This window comes from Leminorella grimontii ATCC 33999 = DSM 5078, assembly GCF_000439085.1.
In the GTDB taxonomy this organism is placed as follows: domain Bacteria; phylum Pseudomonadota; class Gammaproteobacteria; order Enterobacterales; family Enterobacteriaceae; genus Leminorella; species Leminorella grimontii.
The window spans coordinates 539313-558319 of the sequence record NZ_AUUA01000001.1 but is presented as its reverse complement, the minus strand read 5'-3'; the positions used below and the strand labels follow the sequence as shown (position 1 = coordinate 558319).

The 19007-nt window shown below is 49.7% G+C and carries 16 protein-coding genes; 6 read left to right on the top strand and 10 right to left on the bottom strand.

All coding sequences use genetic code 11. The annotated features are described in order from the left end of the window. The first annotated feature begins 16 nt into the window (after nucleotides 1–16). The 3 genes from G544_RS0102580 to G544_RS0102570 all read left to right on the top strand — a co-directional run bounded on the left by G544_RS0102580 (nucleotide 17) and on the right by G544_RS0102570 (nucleotide 3853). A complete protein-coding gene (locus G544_RS0102580; protein ID WP_027273139.1) occupies nucleotides 17–1231 on the top strand; it encodes an HlyD family type I secretion periplasmic adaptor subunit in 1215 nt (404 codons plus the stop codon). Next, nucleotides 1232–2797, top strand: a complete 1566-nt coding sequence (locus G544_RS0102575) for a TolC family protein (protein WP_027273138.1) — start codon at nucleotides 1232–1234, stop codon at nucleotides 2795–2797. 444 nt (nucleotides 2798–3241) lie between these two features. Further along, nucleotides 3242–3853, top strand: coding sequence for a response regulator transcription factor (locus G544_RS0102570; protein ID WP_027273137.1), 612 nt, complete (start codon nucleotides 3242–3244; stop codon nucleotides 3851–3853). An 859-nt stretch (nucleotides 3854–4712) separates the two neighbouring features. Here G544_RS0102570 and G544_RS0102560 read toward each other — a convergent pair. From G544_RS0102560 to G544_RS0102515, 10 genes are all read right to left on the bottom strand, one after another. Further along, the gene (locus G544_RS0102560) at nucleotides 4713–5375 is read right to left on the bottom strand and encodes a DUF3313 domain-containing protein (protein WP_027273136.1); all 663 of its coding nucleotides are present in this window, start codon (nucleotides 5373–5375) and stop codon (nucleotides 4713–4715) included. Between the two features lie 194 nt (nucleotides 5376–5569). Continuing rightward, nucleotides 5570–6553 (bottom strand): helix-turn-helix transcriptional regulator, encoded by a 984-nt coding sequence (locus G544_RS21230; protein WP_027273135.1) that lies wholly within the window; start codon nucleotides 6551–6553, stop codon nucleotides 5570–5572. Nucleotides 6554–6820: 267 nt separating this feature from the next. Next, entirely contained in the window at nucleotides 6821–7138 is a 318-nt protein-coding gene (locus tag G544_RS0102550) for a c-type cytochrome (RefSeq protein ID WP_051155537.1), read from the bottom strand. Then, entirely contained in the window at nucleotides 7135–7641 is a 507-nt protein-coding gene (locus G544_RS0102545) for a TlpA family protein disulfide reductase (RefSeq protein ID WP_245614578.1), read from the bottom strand. Before G544_RS0102545 ends, G544_RS0102550 begins: the two co-directional genes overlap by 4 nt. Then, nucleotides 7631–8350, bottom strand: coding sequence for an ABC transporter ATP-binding protein (locus G544_RS0102540; protein ID WP_036023229.1), 720 nt, complete (start codon nucleotides 8348–8350; stop codon nucleotides 7631–7633). The genes G544_RS0102545 and G544_RS0102540 overlap by 11 nt, the downstream gene beginning before the upstream one ends. 5 nt (nucleotides 8351–8355) lie before the next feature. After that, nucleotides 8356–9468: an ABC transporter permease gene (locus tag G544_RS0102535; protein ID WP_071783270.1), complete on the bottom strand. Its 1113-nt coding sequence runs from the start codon at nucleotides 9466–9468 to the stop codon at nucleotides 8356–8358. A gap of 10 nt (nucleotides 9469–9478) precedes the next feature. Then, nucleotides 9479–10759 (bottom strand): ABC transporter permease, encoded by a 1281-nt coding sequence (locus G544_RS0102530; protein WP_027273130.1) that lies wholly within the window; start codon nucleotides 10757–10759, stop codon nucleotides 9479–9481. 2 nt (nucleotides 10760–10761) lie between these two features. Next, a complete protein-coding gene (locus G544_RS0102525) occupies nucleotides 10762–12132 on the bottom strand; it encodes a Fe-S-containing protein (protein ID WP_027273129.1) in 1371 nt (456 codons plus the stop codon). Between the two features lie 133 nt (nucleotides 12133–12265). After that, nucleotides 12266–12793: an iron transporter gene (locus G544_RS0102520; protein ID WP_027273128.1), complete on the bottom strand. Its 528-nt coding sequence runs from the start codon at nucleotides 12791–12793 to the stop codon at nucleotides 12266–12268. Nucleotides 12794–12887: 94 nt separating this feature from the next. After that, a complete protein-coding gene (locus G544_RS0102515) occupies nucleotides 12888–14798 on the bottom strand; it encodes an FTR1 family iron permease (RefSeq protein ID WP_036023067.1) in 1911 nt (636 codons plus the stop codon). A 666-nt stretch (nucleotides 14799–15464) separates the two neighbouring features. Between G544_RS0102515 and fnr the strand changes: the two genes are divergently transcribed. From fnr to uspE, 3 genes are all read left to right on the top strand, one after another. After that, nucleotides 15465–16214, top strand: coding sequence for a fumarate/nitrate reduction transcriptional regulator Fnr (fnr, locus tag G544_RS0102510; protein WP_027273126.1), 750 nt, complete (start codon nucleotides 15465–15467; stop codon nucleotides 16212–16214). Nucleotides 16215–16408: 194 nt separating this feature from the next. Further along, nucleotides 16409–17866, top strand: coding sequence for an AMP nucleosidase (locus G544_RS0102505; protein WP_027273125.1), 1458 nt, complete (start codon nucleotides 16409–16411; stop codon nucleotides 17864–17866). 165 nt (nucleotides 17867–18031) lie between these two features. Further along, the gene (uspE, locus tag G544_RS0102500; RefSeq protein WP_027273124.1) at nucleotides 18032–18976 is read left to right on the top strand and encodes a universal stress protein UspE; all 945 of its coding nucleotides are present in this window, start codon (nucleotides 18032–18034) and stop codon (nucleotides 18974–18976) included. Nucleotides 18977–19007 lie beyond the last annotated feature (31 nt).

Below are 19007 nucleotides of genomic sequence, written 5' to 3'. Positions count from 1 at the left end.
TAAGAAAAATCAAGACATGGCTGAGATTGGCGATGCTCAAACCAGTAAAAACGCGAATATCATTTGGTTCATTCTATCAACATGTCTGGTTTTGCTCATTTGGGCCTATTTTGCCGAACTTGATGAAGTCACACACGGTCAGGGAACCGTCATTACCTGGAACCGTTCTCAGGTCATTCAGGCCAGAGACGGCGGCGTCATTCGAGAGTTGATGGTTCGTGAAGGCGATATAGTGGAAGCCAATCAGCAGTTGGCCATTCTAGACTCAACTCGCTTTAAGGCCGGATACGATGAAGTCGGCGCCAAGGTAAAGGCATTAGCCGTCAGCATTGCGCGCTTAACGGCCGAGATTAAAGATGAAAAGGCACAGCCGGACTTTATCGCTTTTCTGCGCAGCTATGCCAGTGAGTCCAACGATAAAAAGCTCAGCGACGAGGAGTTATTAAACGAACACAAGGTGCTTATCGATCACGAAATGTCGCTATTGGTATCGCGCCGCAGAAGCCTGGAAGAAAACGTCTCCGGCCTGCAAAGAAGCCTGAAGTTAACTAACAATGAGCTGGGATTAATCCGCCCTCTCGTTGCAAAAGGCGCAGTGGGCCAGGTTGAAGAGCTTCGCCTGAGAAAAGAAGAAAACGATTTGAAAAATCGCATTACTGAAGCGCGTAACCATTACTTTGAACAGGCTAAAGAAGAGCTGGTGAAAAAGAAAAACGAGCTGGATTCCATCTATTTCCAACTGCTGCAAAGAAAAGATCAGTTGGCCAGCACGATCATCACATCGCCCGTAAAAGGCATTGTTAAAGACGTTCAGGTGACGACGGTTGGCGGTGTGCTTGAACCCGGAGGCAAGCTGATGGAGGTTGTTCCTTCAGAAGATCAGCTGTTGATTGAGGTAAAAATTAACCCTCGCGACATCGCGTTTATTCATCCTCACCAGAAAGCGATCGTGAAGATAAGCGCCTATGAATCCTCTATTTATGGAACGATGGATGCAGCAGTTGAACGCATTTCGCCAGATACCATTCAGGATCAGGTACGTCGCGAACAGTACTACTACAAGGTGTTTGTTCGTACAGAGCGAGCGGCTCTGGAAACCAAAGACGGAAAGCTACACGAAATCGTCCCGGGAATGTTAGCGACCGTCGACATTAAAACCGGACAGAAGAGCGTTTTTGACTATTTGCTTAAACCATTGAATAAAGCCAAAGAAGCACTGAGGGAAAGATAAGTGATCAACTATAACAGGATTATGCTATGCCTTGTGCTGGCAGGTATTACCACCCTTTCCGTGCCGTCGAATGCACAAACGCTAAAGAACTCGCTGCAAGAAGCGATAAATCGTTCACCTACGATTAAATACCACAAGGGCAAGGTAGCCTCAGCGGACAGCTCTATCGGTGAAGCCCGCAGCGGGTGGCTCCCCAACGTGTCGGTCAATACGGGAAATGAGCTTACCAATACAAACAGCAACAACAGTAATGACGATGGAAAAACCTATTCTGTGAAGGTTGAGCAAAATCTGTTTGATTTTGGGCGTACCGGAGATCGGGTTGATTATGCAAAATACAATAAGTCGACCGAAGTATATAGCGCTTATGACGAAGCAGAGGTGCTGTCATCTAAAGTTGCGGAAGTTTATTTAAATATTATTAAGTTTCAGCAGATAATCGATATTACCAATAAAAATAAGGCCGAACACCTTAACATACTCCATCTTGCTCAAGCGAGAGCTGACGGCGGCGTTGACAGTTTGGGTGACGTTGAGCAGGTTGAAGTTCGTATTAAGGGGCTGGAAGCCGATCTTTCCGGCTATGAGGCCCAGCTTAAGGCTGCGCAAGAAGACTATTACATTTTAGTTGGCAAGCGCCCTTCCGAGCTTATTGATCCAGACTTAACGGCTATCAAAAATAAGCTGACCGGACACATGCGCGAGAGAATCTCAGAATCTCCTCGTATCCAGGCCATGCGCGCAACTAAAGACGCCGCTTCGGCAGAATACGCCTACACGAGCAAAAGCTGGATGCCGGCATTAAGCGTTTCGGTTTCACAAGGGAAGACAACGACCTATGGTGAGAACGATACGCTGGTCATGCTAAACGTTAATAGCAACATTTTTGACGGCGGCGGCGCCATTTACCGCAGCCGCGGCGCTGCCCAGCGCGTAGAAAGCGCACGTTGGAATATTGAAAAATCCATTGAGGATCTATCAACAAAGATTTCTCAAATGTATCAGGATGCGCTGAGTCAGGAACGGCAAATTGATATTTATTCTCAACGCATTACTCACTCATTGGAAGTTAAAAGCCTTTATCACGAACAATACAAAGTTAACCGTCGCTCCGTTTTAGATCTTTTGAACGCGGAACAAGAACTGTTCCAGACGATGAGCAACAAAGTCAGCTCAGAATTTAACTTCAAGATCCTGCTTGTCCGAATTTTTTCTGAACTTGGACAAATAAATAGCGCGTTCAATATAAATGTTGATTTTAAAGAAAATAATGATAATAACTTCATTGTTGATATTATTGGATTTGGCGATAATTCATCTGAAGGATCTGAAAAAGAGGCGGATGAAAATACATCAGTAGACGCTTCACTTATTGCGTCTTCAGTGAACAAGTCAAGCGAAGAAGAAAAGGTGGAAGCCAAGGAATTACCTATCAAAGAGATAGTGGATAAAAATATAAATTCCACGTCAAATATCAGTGTACAATCCCCTCCCGATGCCACAACCCCGGCATTGCGGGAAATCGAGGACCCACTGGCGCTCATTGGCGTTCAGATTAAAAAATAATTATATACAGGATTTCTAGATAAATAATAGTTGATTTAGCTTACATTCAGAAAATATATAATATTAAGTTTCAATAGGCACTGTCTTTGCCTTCAAGAAAGGCAGTGCCAATTTAGCCCAGAAGGGAAAAAATCACAGTTAACCTTGGCATTTTAAAGTATAAAGGCTAATTAAACAGAACCAAACTTGGTCTACAAAATGTGTAGCCACTTGGATAATAAGATCGCAAATCGGCACTGATAATGACAAAAAGGATATTTTTATAAAAAATATATAAGAATGAGATTTCTTATCGTTACTTATATCAAAATGGAATTAAGCAATTATATTTCTATTAACATTTTAACATCTAACACCAGATAGGAAGTGGATTTTCTACTTACGGCATATGTGATAAAAGGACACTTCTTAACTCTTATACTAAACATAGGATAGGCGCTTGAAATGGATAAAGAAAAAATAAAGACCTTGATCGTAGACAACAATAAGTTTGTATGTTTTGCGATCAGTGAGATATTAAAAAACACTGATTTTCTTGACATCGTCGGTGCGATTCATTCGACATCCGGTATTGTTGATATGATTAAAGAGCAAGACATTCAACTCGTTTTGATCAATATTGACTTAATTAATAGCGATAAGGAAAAGCTGGTAAAAGAGATTCAGGGTGAAAGTGCCTCAACCAAGCTCATTGGCCTCACCTCTGAAAGCTCAAACCTGGACATTATCAACTCGCTGGAAGCCCCTATCGATGGGATTATTGATAAAACCCATGATATAGAATCACTTACATTAGTTTCCCGATTAGTAATGAACGGTTTTCAGTGTATTCCTAAGACCAAGCTTTACCATAGCAAAACCAGTAAAACGGCGTCATTAACTAATCGTGAAAGAGAAATACTGCAATTCATTACTCAAGGATTATCAAACAAGGACATTGCGGAAAAACTAAACATCAGCAGCAAGACCGTTAGCGTTCATCGTTATAACATTATGTTTAAATTAGAAATAAAGAACTCTTTGGACTTATTCAAGCTGGGACGCTTTTCCGGATAATCAAAGGCCCGCTTATGGAAAAGCGGGCTTCATAAGCTCACTGGCCAGCCACAGGCCTATTTCATGAATAGGGCTGTTCTTACGCCACGCTTGGCCGAGCATTAGGTAACCCCCTTTTCCCGTTCGGTAAGTGAACGGGGAAGCTTGCATCCCCCATTAGAAGCGCCTCCTCAAGCAGTAACGATAGCTCTCGGAGCCGGTCACCTATGAGCCTCTTGCTCTTGTCCTGCTCATAGGCTTTTTTATCAATAACCCAATTGCTTATGGGAACATTCTGTCTATCGCACTGACTTCAAGCGGCGTTGTGAGTGGTGTGAGAAAAAGAGTAAAGAGGGCTGCCAAAACGCTCGCTTTTTTTGCCAGCGCTTTGGCGCATCAAGGAATAGATTAAGGTAGGTACATAACAAAAAGCGTCGAATAAAACATGAGCAGGACAAAACCCGTAACGGCAAACAGTACTTTCATAATCGCCTCCTCCACCAATAGACACATTAAGTATGCATCAAAAGCGTTTCAATTAAAAACATAAAAACCATAAACGCCATAATGCTTTCACTATTAAGACTAGGAGAGGAATGAAGAAATGTCACTAAAATGTAAATTAAATGTTTAATAAAAGTTTATTTCAAAACAAAAGCGACTGCCCAGTTTGAGATCTTTTTCTATAAATCATTTTTTAATGGAATTTAACGGAAGTATATTCATATTTCTCGATATTAACTGCGATTAAAACCGTATGATAAAAATGACCTATTAGTGTTATTGATCCAGGCTCTCAATCAAAATGCCCTCTGTTTAGCTATAAAAAAACGCCGCAGCCGCGGCGTTTTTCATAAGAAACAGTATGATAGCAAAGAAATCAATCTTGATAACGAACGATATCGGTCGCCATATCGCTAACTATTTGCTGTAAATCTCCAACGGTGACCTTTTGCTTATCGTTGCTTAACTCTTTTCCGAAGCCTTTACGCACAACCTCAAACACCGTTTTTCCCGTTTTGGCGTCAACCAGCTCGCCCTCAAACATTAATACGGTATCTTCATCGCGCTCCCCGGTTGCGGCCATAGTGCCAGCGATGACCAGAGCAACGGGGATCACTTCATAGAAATGTAGCCCTTGGGTTGGTGCGCTAACGCCGGTAATCGCGCCGCGGAATACCAAAGTATTCGGCGTTTGCTTGTTGTCGACTAAGTGCAGGCGCTGGCCCAGCGCAGTCTTGACGCGCTGGTTAGTAAAGCTGAGGATCTGGTCTAAAGTTTGCTGAGAAATCTGCTCATTGGGTTGAGGCGCCGGATGGAACACAATCGGCTCATAGTAGATATTTTGGTAATTATTCATCTTCAGCGCAGGGTCAACCCAGCGCAGTACGGTCTGCCCCGTTGGGCTTTCCGCTTTGTGCAGCTTAGAATAATCAGATAAAAAACCGGAGTACTCATTAGAATCTGCAACTTTTGACGTACACCCCCCTAATAAAAAAGCGCCAAGAACGACCGCCGCAGACAGATGCTTTATCGCCAACATAGTTAACCCCTATTGTCCCATCGTTAGTAAACAGTATCGCCAGTTCCCCGCATTCATATCCTACGATCCTGAAAGCGGACTTTCAGACTTTATTATAGAAGGGATTGGGCAACAGTGAAAAAGTAACACAATGACAATAGTAGCAAATAACCCAGACAATAAGTTAGTTAATCAATAGTTACATCTGTTGATATTCAAGGTATTTTTCTTTTTCGTGAGCGAGCCAACGTTTCACTCGGCCGCTCGCTAAACGTACTGCGGTAAGTTGAAGAAAAGCGCGCCAGGTGCTGGAATCCCCAGCGAGTCGCCGTTTTAGCAACATTATCATTATCTTGTGCTGTCATCAGGTCGCGCAGTGCGCCGTTTAGCCGCATGTTAATAAACCATCCTTTGGGAGACATGCCGACGGTATTTTTGAAAATCATTTCAAGGGCTCTCAGAGTGTATCCCGTAGAGTCCGCCAGTTCGGATAGCTTAATGTTGTAATTCTCGCTGGACAGCACCAGCGTTTCACTGGCCAGAATAAGCTGACCGTGCAGCTGGCTTAAGCGATTGGGAAGAATACCCAACCACTGGTTATCATTTTTGCTTATTGCGGTTGCGCACTCGTTAATGAGATCGCTAGAAAGCTTATTAATAACGTCTGGCGGCAGCATTGGCTTTGCCAGAGGTTCAATAAAGCTAAACATCTCCTTAAAGAATCCGGTTAAGTGCTCGAACGTCGTATTGCTTAGCTTTATCGTTATGATTTGATTTGTAGGCAGCGTCAAACCGTCAGGATGCGCGGACAGCGCCGCCTGTAGTAGATAACGTGGTATAGAGCAAAGAAACCATTCACACTCTCCCTGGGATTGGTAAAAGATATCCGTTCCTTCCGGAAATATGCGCAGGTTTCTTTCACCGACGGGCATTCCATTACATCGGGTAAATTCGTTTCCCTTTACCGTTAACCCAATGTATACAAAGTGAGGTGAGAATTTTCCTCGGCCAGAAATCGACGACGTTCCGGAACGACGATAACCGTATTCAAGCCGAGTTTGCCCCAGATTGAGGCTTATATTCTCTATATCATTCTGCGAGCTAACCAGGCGACGAACCATATTTCCGCCTTGAACCAGATCAAAGTCAGCGGCATCTAACCCGTTGTAATTTCTTTTAAAATAGATGATTTTTTCCACGGTAAGTCGCCCTAAAAGGGAATCAAAAAGATGTTTTTTCTGTATACCATTATGACCTATTATTCTTTAGAATAGTTCAAATTCATAGTGGTATGCTTATTTGATTGATTTTAAATAGGTTAATAATCAATTTCGATTTAGAAACGAAACGTTAGGACACACTCTTAAAAGCAATTATACATTCTGGATTTTTATAAACAAAAAAAACGAAATTAGCACAAAAAAATAACGCACTCGCGTGCGTTATTTAAAATATTTTGAACAATGTTAATGTTGGCGATCGCTTAACGTCTGCACATACTCTGCTAACTGTTGAATATTTTCGTCACTAAGGCGCTTTTTTACCATATTCCCCGCGCCCTTTACCTTTCCATCGCGGCGCGTTTTCAGTGCTTGTATAACTTGAGCCTCATCGAGCGTTTCGAGCTTTCTGGCTTTATTCAGCGCCGTTTTTTCACCATTACGACCATGGCAAGAAGCGCAGTTTTTCTGATAAAACCCCTTAATCTCCTGAGCTTGAGTCGGCGCTGTCGAGCATAGAAATACAAGCGCCAGTGCAAACGCAACGCTAATTCGCTTTATCAAGGCTGCACTCCTCTCGTACGCTCAAAAATGGCGGCCAACTGAGGCTCTTTCATCATGCCAACGTATTGAGCAAGCAGCTTTCCATCGGGCCCGATAAGAAAGGCCGTCGGCGTACCAATAACCTGATAACGTTCCTGAGTAATCGCCAGCTGATCTTTCACGTTAGGAAACGTCACGTTTAAGTCGTTTAATAACGCCTCAACGTTAAAGTCGCCTCTGTCCGTATTTATGCCAACGACCACTATACTGTCGTGAAAATCCTTGCTGAGCTTTTCAAGCGTAGGCATCTCGACCAGGCAACCTCCGCAGTTTGAAGCCCAAAAGTTAAGATACACGTATTTACCCTGCCATTGGGCAAGGGAGGCCTGATTGCCCTGCAGATCGTAGACGGCCAGCGTCGGCGCAGCCTCCCCCACTTTTGCCGTTTCTTCCTTACAGCCGCCGAGCAGCAGTGAAACGCCAAGCAAAGCCGCGACCGTCCACCTGTTCATTTCAGCCAACATGCTGTTCTGCCTCCTGACGATTCACCTCTTCGCCAAGGTATTTTCCGTGCTGTAGGCGAATAATTCTGTCGGTAAAGCGCCCCAGCTCCGGGTTGTGGGTAACCATAACGATAGTTCTGCCCTGCTTGTGCAAATCCGTTAACAGCCCCAAAACCAGTTTTTCGTTCTGTTCGTCAAGGTTTCCGGTCGGCTCATCGGCAAAGATAACCGGCGGTTCGTTAACCAGCGCCCGGGCAATACAAACCCTCTGCTGTTCGCCGCCGGAAAGCTGGCTAGGCAGATGATCGACGCGGTGATCGAGCCCAACCTGCGCCAGAACCTTACGCGCGGCCTTTTCGTCCACCACGCTGTGATAGTGTTGCGCCAGCATGACGTTTTCCAACGCGGTTAAAAACGGGATCAGGTGAAACTGTTGAAACACCAGCCCGATTTTATCGGCTCGAAAGGCGCGACGTCCCTCTTCATCCAGCTTTGCGGCGTCAACGCCGTCCAGCAACACCTGCCCTTCGCTAGCCGTATCCAGGCAGGTCAGAATGTTCATCAGCGTCGTTTTTCCAGAGCCTGATGCGCCCATAATGGCAACAAACTCCCCGCGCTTGATGTGCAGGTTAATGTCATCCAGCGCGATAACCTGGCCAAAACGCTTATACAGGTGCCGGGTTTCTATCACCCACGGCGATGGCGCTTGAATATTTGATTGCTGTTGCATCACCGCTACTCTCCTTTTAATACTTTAGCCGGCTCAATCTTGACGGCGCGATAGGTTGGCAGAACGGCGGCGATCAGCGCCACCAGCAGAGAAAGCGCCAGCGTGAGCGGTATAACCTGAACCCGAAGCCCAATCGCTGCAGAGAATACCGTTTGACCAAGGATCTGTGCCAAGACGTAGCCAATGACGATGCCGACGGCGGCGGCAAACAGGGCCACTATCAGCGTTTCCGTTACAATCTGCCGCACGATGTCGCGGCCCTTAGCGCCCAGCGCTTTTTGCAGCGCGAACTCGCGAGAACGCTCGCTGACGATAGCCATTAGCGTGGTATTCACGCATAGCGTTGAAAGCACCAGAATGACTAACGAAACCAGCCCCATTAGCCCTTTGATCTTGTCCAACACCTGGCCTTCCGAGGCGGAAACCTTACGAATGGGGCGAATTTCAAGATTGGGGTAGTCAGCCTGCAGCCTTTCGGCAAAGGCATCTACCTGCCCTTGTTCATTATTAACGCTCAGCAGCGCGTGGCTGATGACGTTCGGCTGATTCAACCAGCTTTGCGCCAGCGGCAGATTAATAATCAGCACGTTGTCCGTTGCGTCTCCGGCTTCAACGATGCCCTTAATCTGCAGCGGCTTTTTTCTGTCGCCGTCAACCAACACCACCGTATCGCCCACCTTTAACTCAAGGCGGTTGGCCAGCTTGTAACCTATCATGGCGTTACGATCGTCAAAGCTCACGCCGATCCAGTTCCCCGTAACCTGCCAGTAAGGAACGATCTGCTTGAGCGACTCAAACCACACGCCCATCACAACCACCTTTTCAAGCTCCGTTCGAGCTGTCCCATACAGATAGGGCGTTCCCGCATTGACGATATCTTTCGAAGACCCGTCCATAATCTTTTGGTACTCGGCCTGCTCCATGGTGTGCCCATGCCCCGGCCCGATATAAAAGTTGGCGCCAAAGGTGCGCAGTTCCTGGCTCATTTTGGCGTTGATATCAAAGTAGACGGCGGACATCGCGGTCACTATCGCTGCCCCTACCGCCAGCGCGGCGAAGACCACGACGACGCGCTGCATGCGAAGCCTGAGCGCTCGCCACACCAGGCGCCAGAACATGCTTTGTGCCTTAGCGGCCATACAGCACCTCCACCGGATAAAGATAGGCGATTCTACGCGCCGGGAACCACGTACCGACCAGCGCAATCAACACCGACAGCGCCAGCACGCAGGGAACGACAATCCAGGCAAAGCTCAGCGGCGCGTCAAACAGCATCATACCGATGCCCTTCGCCAGCCCCCATCCGGCCAGGCAGCCGAATAGTCCGCCGATAACGCCGCTCATGGCGGCCTCCAGATAGAACAGCGTCATAATTTGCCACTGCCTGGCGCCTAGCGCTTTCATCAAGCCTATCTCTCGCGTGCGCTCCATAATGTTGCTGGTCATCAGCGACGCAATACCCATCGCCGACGCCAGCAGCGCAGCTAACGTAACAACGGCCAGAAGCAGTTGAATCTTTTCGATAACGATGCCTTCTGACGCAGCCACCTGCCAGATGGGGCGAACCCCCGAGCCGGAAATCGCCTCTTCCAACTGGTGAGCGATGGAAGACACATAGGCGGTGCAGTACCACAGGTCATACTCTTCCGCATCCAGCGACTCCAGATCGGCGCGCGCTTTGCGTGAAAGCTCGTTTTCCGGCACGGTCAGCGCTGAAACGCGAACCGCCTGCACTTTACCCGGCAGCCCTAGCAGCGTTTGAACCTGAGCCAGCGGCATGACGAGCTGCTGCTCTTCATCGCCGCCGCTGGCCAAAATGCCGCTAACGACGACCTCCAGACTGCCTTTTGGCCCCTTAACGCTCAAACGATCGCCGATCTTCCAGCCGGTCTGCTGAGCGAGCTGTTGCCCGACCAGCGCTTCAACGGCATCGCCCTCTTCTTTAGGCCACTTGCCGCTGACCTGCCAATAGGGACTCACCGTTTTCTGACCGGTGTGATAGTCCTCTTCATCGGGTACGTCGACGGCCCGATCGAAGAACGTGCCTAGCGCGATGACGCTATGCCCCTGTACGCTAACTTCGCCGCTGAGCAGCGGCGCAAAGCCGATAATGTTATTACGCCAGAAGATGTCCTTTATATTGGGCAGTTCGGCTTCGTCCAGAAACTCCTGCCCGGCCAGCGGATTGCTCTTTTCGCCAAACAGCGCCGGCAGCGTCGCCTGTCCGGCGGGCTCGATCAGAATATTTGCGCCGTAAGACTTCATCTCTCGGGCCATCTTGTCGCCGATATCGATAGATACTGCCAACAGCGCGGATATCAGTCCGGCTGCCAGAAAAATGGTGACTACCGCCAGCGATTTTTTGCCTACGTTGCGCGACCAGGACTGGCGCAGCATTCGCCATAGCATGATTACTTAGCCTCCTGAACGTATTTTTCCGGGTTGTCTCTGAAAGCCTCAAAGTTCGCCTCGTTTGAGAAAAAGTAGGTTTTACCGGCGAAGGTGTAACGATGTTCGGCCTTGGTGTTGGTCAAACGGCTGCCGTCAACGGGATCGGTAACCTCCAGCGTAATGACGGTATTGAAATAGTTAAGCCCGGATTCAAGCGCCTTCTTGCCAATGGTCAGTTCGGTGTCCGTCATTGACCATTCGTCAATCGGCACTGGGTTGCAGCCGCCCGGTTTACCAATGGACGGAATAAAAATGTGTACGTCGCACGCCACGCAGATGACCTGATTGCCTTCCATCACGTATCCCTGATCGCCGCACAGCAGGCAGGCGTCGAACACAACGCCCAGCCGAAGCTTGTCCGGATAGCGATTGATGACAAAAAAGCGTACGGCTTTACCGTCGTCAGCGACCCAGACGAAGCGGTGAAGTTTGCCGTCCTTTACTTGCTCAATGGGGATATGAACCATGCCGTCATCAGCCAACAATACGGGCTGAGCCTCCGACAGGCGCGGCGGCTGGGACGCCACCTTATCCCAATAAAGCTGAGCGCCAAAGGCGGCGGCGGCCAGAAGCAGCGTTACAACCATCGTTCGACGGGCCTCGAAATAGCGGGCCAGCGCTTTCCGATGCGCAATAGGGTCGCTCTGAACCCGCTCTTTTGCTCTGGGAATGACTACGCGCAAGAGATAAACCAGCACGGTTATCAGTAAAATAAGCGCGCTGACGTAGTTAATCAGCGCCCAGGCGTTGGTGACCTTAGCCACATAGCTCAAAAGCGACTTGGTCAGCCCTATCGCCTGAAGCTTCATCAGCGCCAACATCAGCTCGCCGGATACCGGCGCCAGCAGAATTAATGCAAGCGCAATAATCAGAGGCCAGCGTAAAAAGCGCAGTTGGCTAACGCAGGCGGCGATAAGCGCAGCGGAGGCCGCAACGAACGCGATGCCGCCCAGGACGGCGCTGACGTTGAGTATAAGATCCGTATTCACCACGCCGGTCGCGGTGATAGCGCTCAGGTTGGGCGTTTGGCCCCAGCGTACGGAGGAGAGAAGAATCAGGATAAACAGCCAGAAATAGCCGACTCGCCGTGAAGAAACGCGCTGGCTTACTAAAAACAGCACGATGGAAGCCAGTTGGAACAGCGTAAAAAACAGCGTCCACTGCTGTGAACGGGGGAAATGAATGCCGGCGAACGCCCCGACCAGAAAGCCCAACAGGCTTAACCACACGACGGGACGCAGTCCCGGCGCCTGACGTGGCGCCCAGCTAACTCCCAGCAGGAGAGAAACGGGTAAAAACGCCTGCAGAACCGAAACCAGAAAATAGTTCATCATAGATATCTGTTTCACGCCCAGACCGCAAAGGCCGGAACGCTTCCCCTATTTTTATGGCGACCACTGCAATCACAGTGATTAAAGAATACGGCCGGAAGGGCTTCACACCCTTCCGGCTAAACGCGCTATTTCAGTTCAGACCGACGTACTTAAACTCAAAGCTGGCGTCAAAAGGCTTCCACCAGCGGCCAACGCCGGTTTCGCTGTCGGTATGACGATGCATGCCCGCTTTTGAGGGCGGCTCAATGTGATAGGTCACTTTATAGTTGCCCACGCCCATCATTTTGATGTTTGCGCCGTAGTGCGGGCCGTCGCCGGCAACCATCGGCATGAATGTGCCTTCCTGCTTCTCTCCGGTATCGGTGTTAACCAGCGTGTAGGAGATAGTCAGATAAGGCATCCATTCGCCGGCGCCGAAGCCGTTTTTATTCCCCTCAATGGCGTGAATATCCGCTTCCAGGTGAATATCGGACTTGGCGGCTGGCAGGCCCATTCCGCGCGGCTCCATGTCTATCGGCTGCAAATAAACCGCCGCGATCTCCAGCTCATTCATTTTTACCGGTTCACCCGCAGGGTACTCTTTAAAAGCGAATGCCGCCGGCGCCGTCAACAAACCGGCGATAAATGCACCGGTAACAAACGTTTTCTTCATTGCCATTTTTTCCATCCTCTTTATCGTCACAATCATTACATCCGTTAGCCGCCCCAGAGAAGCGGTACTAAAGGCATAGGTAGAATTGCCCACATTGCTTCTAGTTATTTATCGCCTTGCGAGACGAATTATTTTTCATTACCCACAGGGCAATCAGCGCCGCAACGATCAGCGCCGCCTGCGGTATCAACGTTTCAACATAGGGGTAGACGCCAAGCCACACGATTTCCGGCATTCCTGCTATTAGCGTGGGTTGGAACAGCTTGCCTTCTATCAGCTCCAATACGCCTTTGCCGGCGAAGACAAACGCCATCAGATACATAAAGCAGCCGGTAAACATAAAGAACGGCTTAAGCGGCAGCTTAACTACGCTAAAGCGCATAACCACGTAGGCAATCAGCAGGATCACACAGCCGATAAGGAAACCTGCCAGAATAGAAAGATGCCCGCTGACGCTTGTCGAATCCCCCATCAGCGCAAAGTAGAACAGCACCGTCTCCGCTCCTTCACGATACACCGCCAGGAAGCTGGTCAGCCAAAGCCCAACGATAGAGCCCGTAGACAGTGAGTTTGAAAGCTTGCCTTCCAGGTAGGCTTTCCAGTGCTTCGCTTCGACTTTTGACAGCAGCCAGTAGCTCATGGAGAACAGCATGACTACGGCAATCAGCATCGTCACGCCTTCCAGCAGTTCACGGCTGGCGCCGGAGTTGGAAAACAGCCACTGGAATATCACCGCCGTCACTACGCTTGCCAGCAGAGCAACGTAGACCGACTGGCGGATCAGAGGAAGCTTGTCCTGATGGTTGTTTTTCACCAGATAGGCTACGATGGCGGCCACGATAAGCAGCGCCTCCAGCCCTTCGCGCACGATAATAAGCAGGCTATAGATGAGAAGGCTCCAGCTCGTTTGAGCGCCGCTGCCCAGCATCTCGACGGCGGCCATAAGATCGGTCTGCAGCGCTTGAGACTGCTGCTCTACGCTCTCTATTGGCTGACCGGCCTTAATCTGGCTAACCATTCGGGTGAAGTGGTTTTCTATTTGGGTTTTAAATGCGGCGTCGCGGGAACCAATCTTATTCTCCATTCCGCTGGCTTCAAACAGATCGAAGTAGGCGTCCTGTATGGCCATCATCGCCCCTTTGCCGTCTCCACCCTTATACTGCGCCAGCGCGGCCTTAACGGCGGCGTCGATATCAGTGACGACCTTGGACCAGTCAGCGTCCGGAACGCTGTCGGCAACGGTATCCGCCGCGGCGACGGCCTGTTGCTCTTCGCGCGTGATGGGAAGACCCGGCAGCAGGTCTTCAAGATCCTGCAACAGCGTGGTGATGCGGTAGCTGACGTCATTCATCCTGTCGGCTTCGCCGCTGATATTAATCAGCTCGTTAAACTGGCGGTTAATATCGCCGGCCTGCTGCGAAGAGCGATTTTGACGAACGGACATTTCCATTTCGGAATTTTTGAAGCCGTCATACTGCGCCTGCTGCACTTTGCGGCGAGCCTCGGCATAGTTTCCGTTTTGATAAAGCGTTATCGCTTCCGCCAGCAAATCGTCAATCGTTTTAAAGCTCTGCTGCCAGTACGGCGCAATATCGCTGTTGTCGTACGTACCGTGCTGCTGCTCTGCGCTGAGTTTATGTCCATCCTTCAACACGGGTAAAACGCTGTCCAACTCGCCCTTCAGCCAGTTAATCTTGGCGTCAACGTCGGCCTGCGGCTTACCTTCGCCGATCATTTTGCGAATTTCGCCAAATGCGGCTTCCATCTGATAGCTCTTTTGGGCGGAGATGTTGATGCGAATGGGGCCTTCAAGGTTCTCAAAAACCTCAAAATAGGCCATCTGCACTTCCGTGCGGGCTTCGGCAATTTGCTGCTGCTGATAAAACTGAGAGGTTTTATCCAAGCGCTGACGAATGTCGTCCGTAAGCCGTTGGTAATCCGTTGCCATAGCAATCGCACTAAACGCACACCATCCAATCAGAAGAAAAATCGTTTTTTTCAAGATAGACATAGTTATGATATTAGCTATTACAATGATAGTTATTCTCATTATACTGACTTAGAGAAAATAATTAACCTGATCTTTGTCAAACTATGGGGACAGGAGAAGCTGCTGCGGCAAATTGGATGCCTTTGTAGAGTGGTAAAACGGCTTTCTTAAACGCGTGGGATTGTTAGCGATCAAAGAAAACGCTGTTTTACGTTTCTCGCCCGACGGCGATGTGGAATAATTAGTGGGTTTAAAGTTGAGCGGAAGTAATGCAGGGTATGTCGATATATTGCCAATATGCTGTCAGTTCCTTCCCGTTTTTACGCGATATCTCTCAATCATGATAGATTTGTTAAATTAAAGATAAATAATCTTTGTTTTATCACCGCTTACGCAGCGTTTCATCTTGAATTCACTTCACCCTATAGTTTAAGCCCCTGTTTGTTCCCGTTCTCTTAACAAGCCAACGCATTTATCGCTCAAAAAATAAGCGTTTCATCCCTCACTTTAATTCACCTAAGTCACACGCTTTAAAGGCAAAAGAATCAAAATACATTTAAAACAAAGCGTTATTCCAAAATGCTCCTTTTAACATAAGGGAACATCTCGGAGTTTTGGTGAAGCCTTACCTATTATAAAAAAAGCTGGTAAAATTGACTCACGTCAAATAAATCAGAGTTACAACCTATGATTCCGGAAAAGCGAACAATTCGGCGCATACAGTCAGGCGGATGTGCAATTCACTGTCAGGATTGCTGCATCAGTCCGCTATGCATCCCTTTTACGCTGAATGAGCATGAACTGAATCAACTTGACAACATCATTGAGCGTAAAAAGCCTATCCAGAAAGGTCAGGCTCTTTTCAAGGCCGGCGACGAGCTTAAGTCGCTGTACGCCATTCGCTCGGGCACGATCAAGAGCTATACCATCACCGAACAGGGCGATGAGCAAATTACCGGCTTTCATCTGGCGGGCGATCTGGTTGGTTTTGACGCCATTGGCACGCACATCCATCCTAGCTTCGCTCAGGCGCTGGAAACGTCGATGGTGTGTGAAATTCCCTATGAGATATTAGACGACCTGTCCGGAAAGATGCCCAGCCTGCGCCAGCAAATCATGCGCCTGATGAGCGGCGAGATTAAAGGCGATCAGGATATGATCCTGCTCCTTTCCAAGAAAAATGCCGAAGAGCGGCTGGCCGCCTTTATTTATAACCTGTCCCGCCGCTTTGCCCAGCGCGGTTTCTCCCCCAGGGAGTTCCGGCTAACGATGACGCGGGGAGACATAGGCAACTACCTCGGTTTGACCGTAGAAACCATCAGCCGCCTGCTTGGGCGCTTCCAGAAAAGCGACATTCTGAGCGTGAAGGGTAAATACATTACGATTCAGGATATTGACACGCTGGCCGACTTGGCCGGGCAGAATCAGCCCGAATAGTCATATCGGTTATATTCACGCGATGCGCTTGCCTGGCCGTCGCGTGAATCTCCCTCTTCTTCTCTTTCTTCTTTCCTTCTGAATTCATTTCACTTTTCTCTTGATTGTGCCTTTCGTTCTTAGCGCTTCGTGACATAATTAGGCTATGTTTCGCCACTTACAACGATACAAACTACACGAACAGGGGAAATCCTATGAGCCTTGAACGCGGCGCCGAAAAACTCTCTCCGGCCCAGGCGCTGGACAGATTGGAAGCCATGTATAACGAATCGGTCGAAGCGCTGCGCGGCTCCATCGCCGCCTTTATCGAGACCGGCGCCCTTCCCGACGATAGCGCCCGTAAAGCGGGCCTGTTTGTGTATCCGGAGCTGAAAGTCAGCTGGAACGGCGTATCCCAATCGCCGAAGAAGATCCGCGCCTATGGCCGGTTCACCCATCCAGGCTGCTACACAACGACCGTCACCCGCCCGTCGCTGTTTCGCGCCTATCTGGAAGAACAGCTGACGCTTTTACAGGAAGACTACGGCGCTAACATCGAGGTTGTACCCTCTCACCACGAGATCCCCTATCCCTACGTCATCGACGGCGCCAGCCTGTCGTTGGACAGATCGATGAGCGCCGACTTAACGCGCCACTTTCCGACAACCGAACTGTCCCAAATAGGCGATGAAATGGCCGACGGCCTTTTCCAACCGACGGACTTCAGCCCGCTTTCACACTTTGACGCACGGCGCATCGACTTCTCGCTTGCGCGCCTGCGTCATTACACCGGCACGCCCGTAGAACACTTTCAACCGTTTGTTCTGTTTACCAACTATACGCGCTACGTTGACGAATTCGTCCGCTGGGGGCGCGGGCAAATCGCCGACGCGGATTCCCCCTACGTCACGCTCTCCTGCGCCGGCGGCATACTGATTGATGAACACAACGTCCTACAGGCCGACGCTTTCGACTTCAGCGGCAAAAATCATCAAATGCCCGCCTATCATCTGATAACGAAAGATGGTCAGGGCATCACGCTGGTCAACATCGGCGTCGGGCCTTCTAATGCTAAAACTATCTGCGACCATCTGGCCGTGCTGCGCCCCAACGTCTGGCTGATGATTGGCCACTGCGGCGGCCTGCGCGAAAGCCAATCTATCGGCGACTACGTGCTGGCCCACGCCTACCTGCGAGACGACCACGTATTGGACGCCGTTCTGCCGCCGGATATCCCAATCCCCAGCATTGCGGAGATACAGCGCGCGCTTTACGACGCCACCAAGCTGGTCAGCGGCATGCCCGGCGTCGAAGTCAAACAGCGCTTACGCACCGGAACGGTAGTGACAACGGACGATCGCAACTGGGAGCTGCGCTATACCGCCTCGGCGCGACGCTTTAACCTCAGTCGCGCTATCGCCATTGATATGGAAAGCGCCACTATCGCCGCTCAGGGCTACCGTTTTCGCGTTCCCTACGGAACGCTGCTGTGCGTATCAGACAAGCCTCTGCACGGCGAAATCAAGCTGCCTGGGCAGGCGAATCGCTTCTACGAAGGCGCTATCTCCGAGCATTTACAGATAGGCATATGCGCGATAGACCTCTTACGCACTGAAGGTGAACGCCTCCATTCTCGTAAGCTGAGGACGTTTAACGAGCCGCCCTTCCGCTAGCGGTTAAACTATCGCCAATCCTGCGCGATACGGACTCATATTAATCAGCTAGATGGCAAAAGATTGATCCGAGTCTGATTATCGCGCTGTTATGTTTTTGTTGTATGGTTTACTCTTTATTTACTAATTTAGTTAGTCACGTTTATTAATGGCTGGGAGGACGCTATGGCACACTACCAAAATCTTATCGTGGCAATCGATCCGGACGAAGAGGATCAGGCTGCCCTACGGCGTGCGGTTTATCTGGTTCGCCGCAACGGGGGAAAAATCAAAGCGTTCCTGCCTATCTTCGATTTTTCCTACGAAGTGACAAGCCTACTGTCACAGGATGAGCGAATGGCCATGCGCCAAAGCGCAATAGACCAGCGGGTTGCCTGGATACGCCAGCTGAGCCACTATTACATTGAGTCCGGCGTAGACATAGAGATTAAGGTCGTTTGGCACAAGCGCTATCATGAAGCGGTGATTGAAGAAGTCGCCGAATTCGGTCACGACCTGCTGCTGAAGGCCGCTCACCAACAGGACCGACTGGAATCCGTTATCTTTACTCCCATCGACTGGCACCTGCTGCGTAAGTGCTCCTGCCCGGTATGGATGGTAAAAGACCAGCCGTGGCCTGAACAGGGCAAAGCGCTGGTTTCGGTCAACCTGGCCAGCGAAGAGGATTTTCACGACGAGCTTAACCATAAGCTCATCAAGGAATCGCTGGAACTGGCTACCTTCGCCGACAGTACCGAAGTGCATCTGGTCAGCGCCTATCCCACTACATCTATCAATATCGCCATTGAGCTGCCCGAGTTCGACCCGACGGTGTATAACAACGCCATTCGCGGCCAATACCTTGTGGCGATGAAGGCGCTTCGCCAGCAGTTTGGCATTCCTGAGGAGTTGACTCACGTTGAGCGCGGCCTGCCGGAAGACGTCATCCCGGCCGTTGCCGAGGATATCAAAGCCGGTATCGTTGTGCTGGGCACCGTGGGCCGTACCGGGCTCTCCGCCGCTTTTATCGGCAATACGGCTGAGCGAGTGATAGGCCATCTGCGCTGCGATCTGCTGGCCATTAAGCCGGATGACACCGCTGAACACGACGAGCACGACGACGAAGACTGACGCGTTCATCGTTAGCGCCAGATAAAACAAG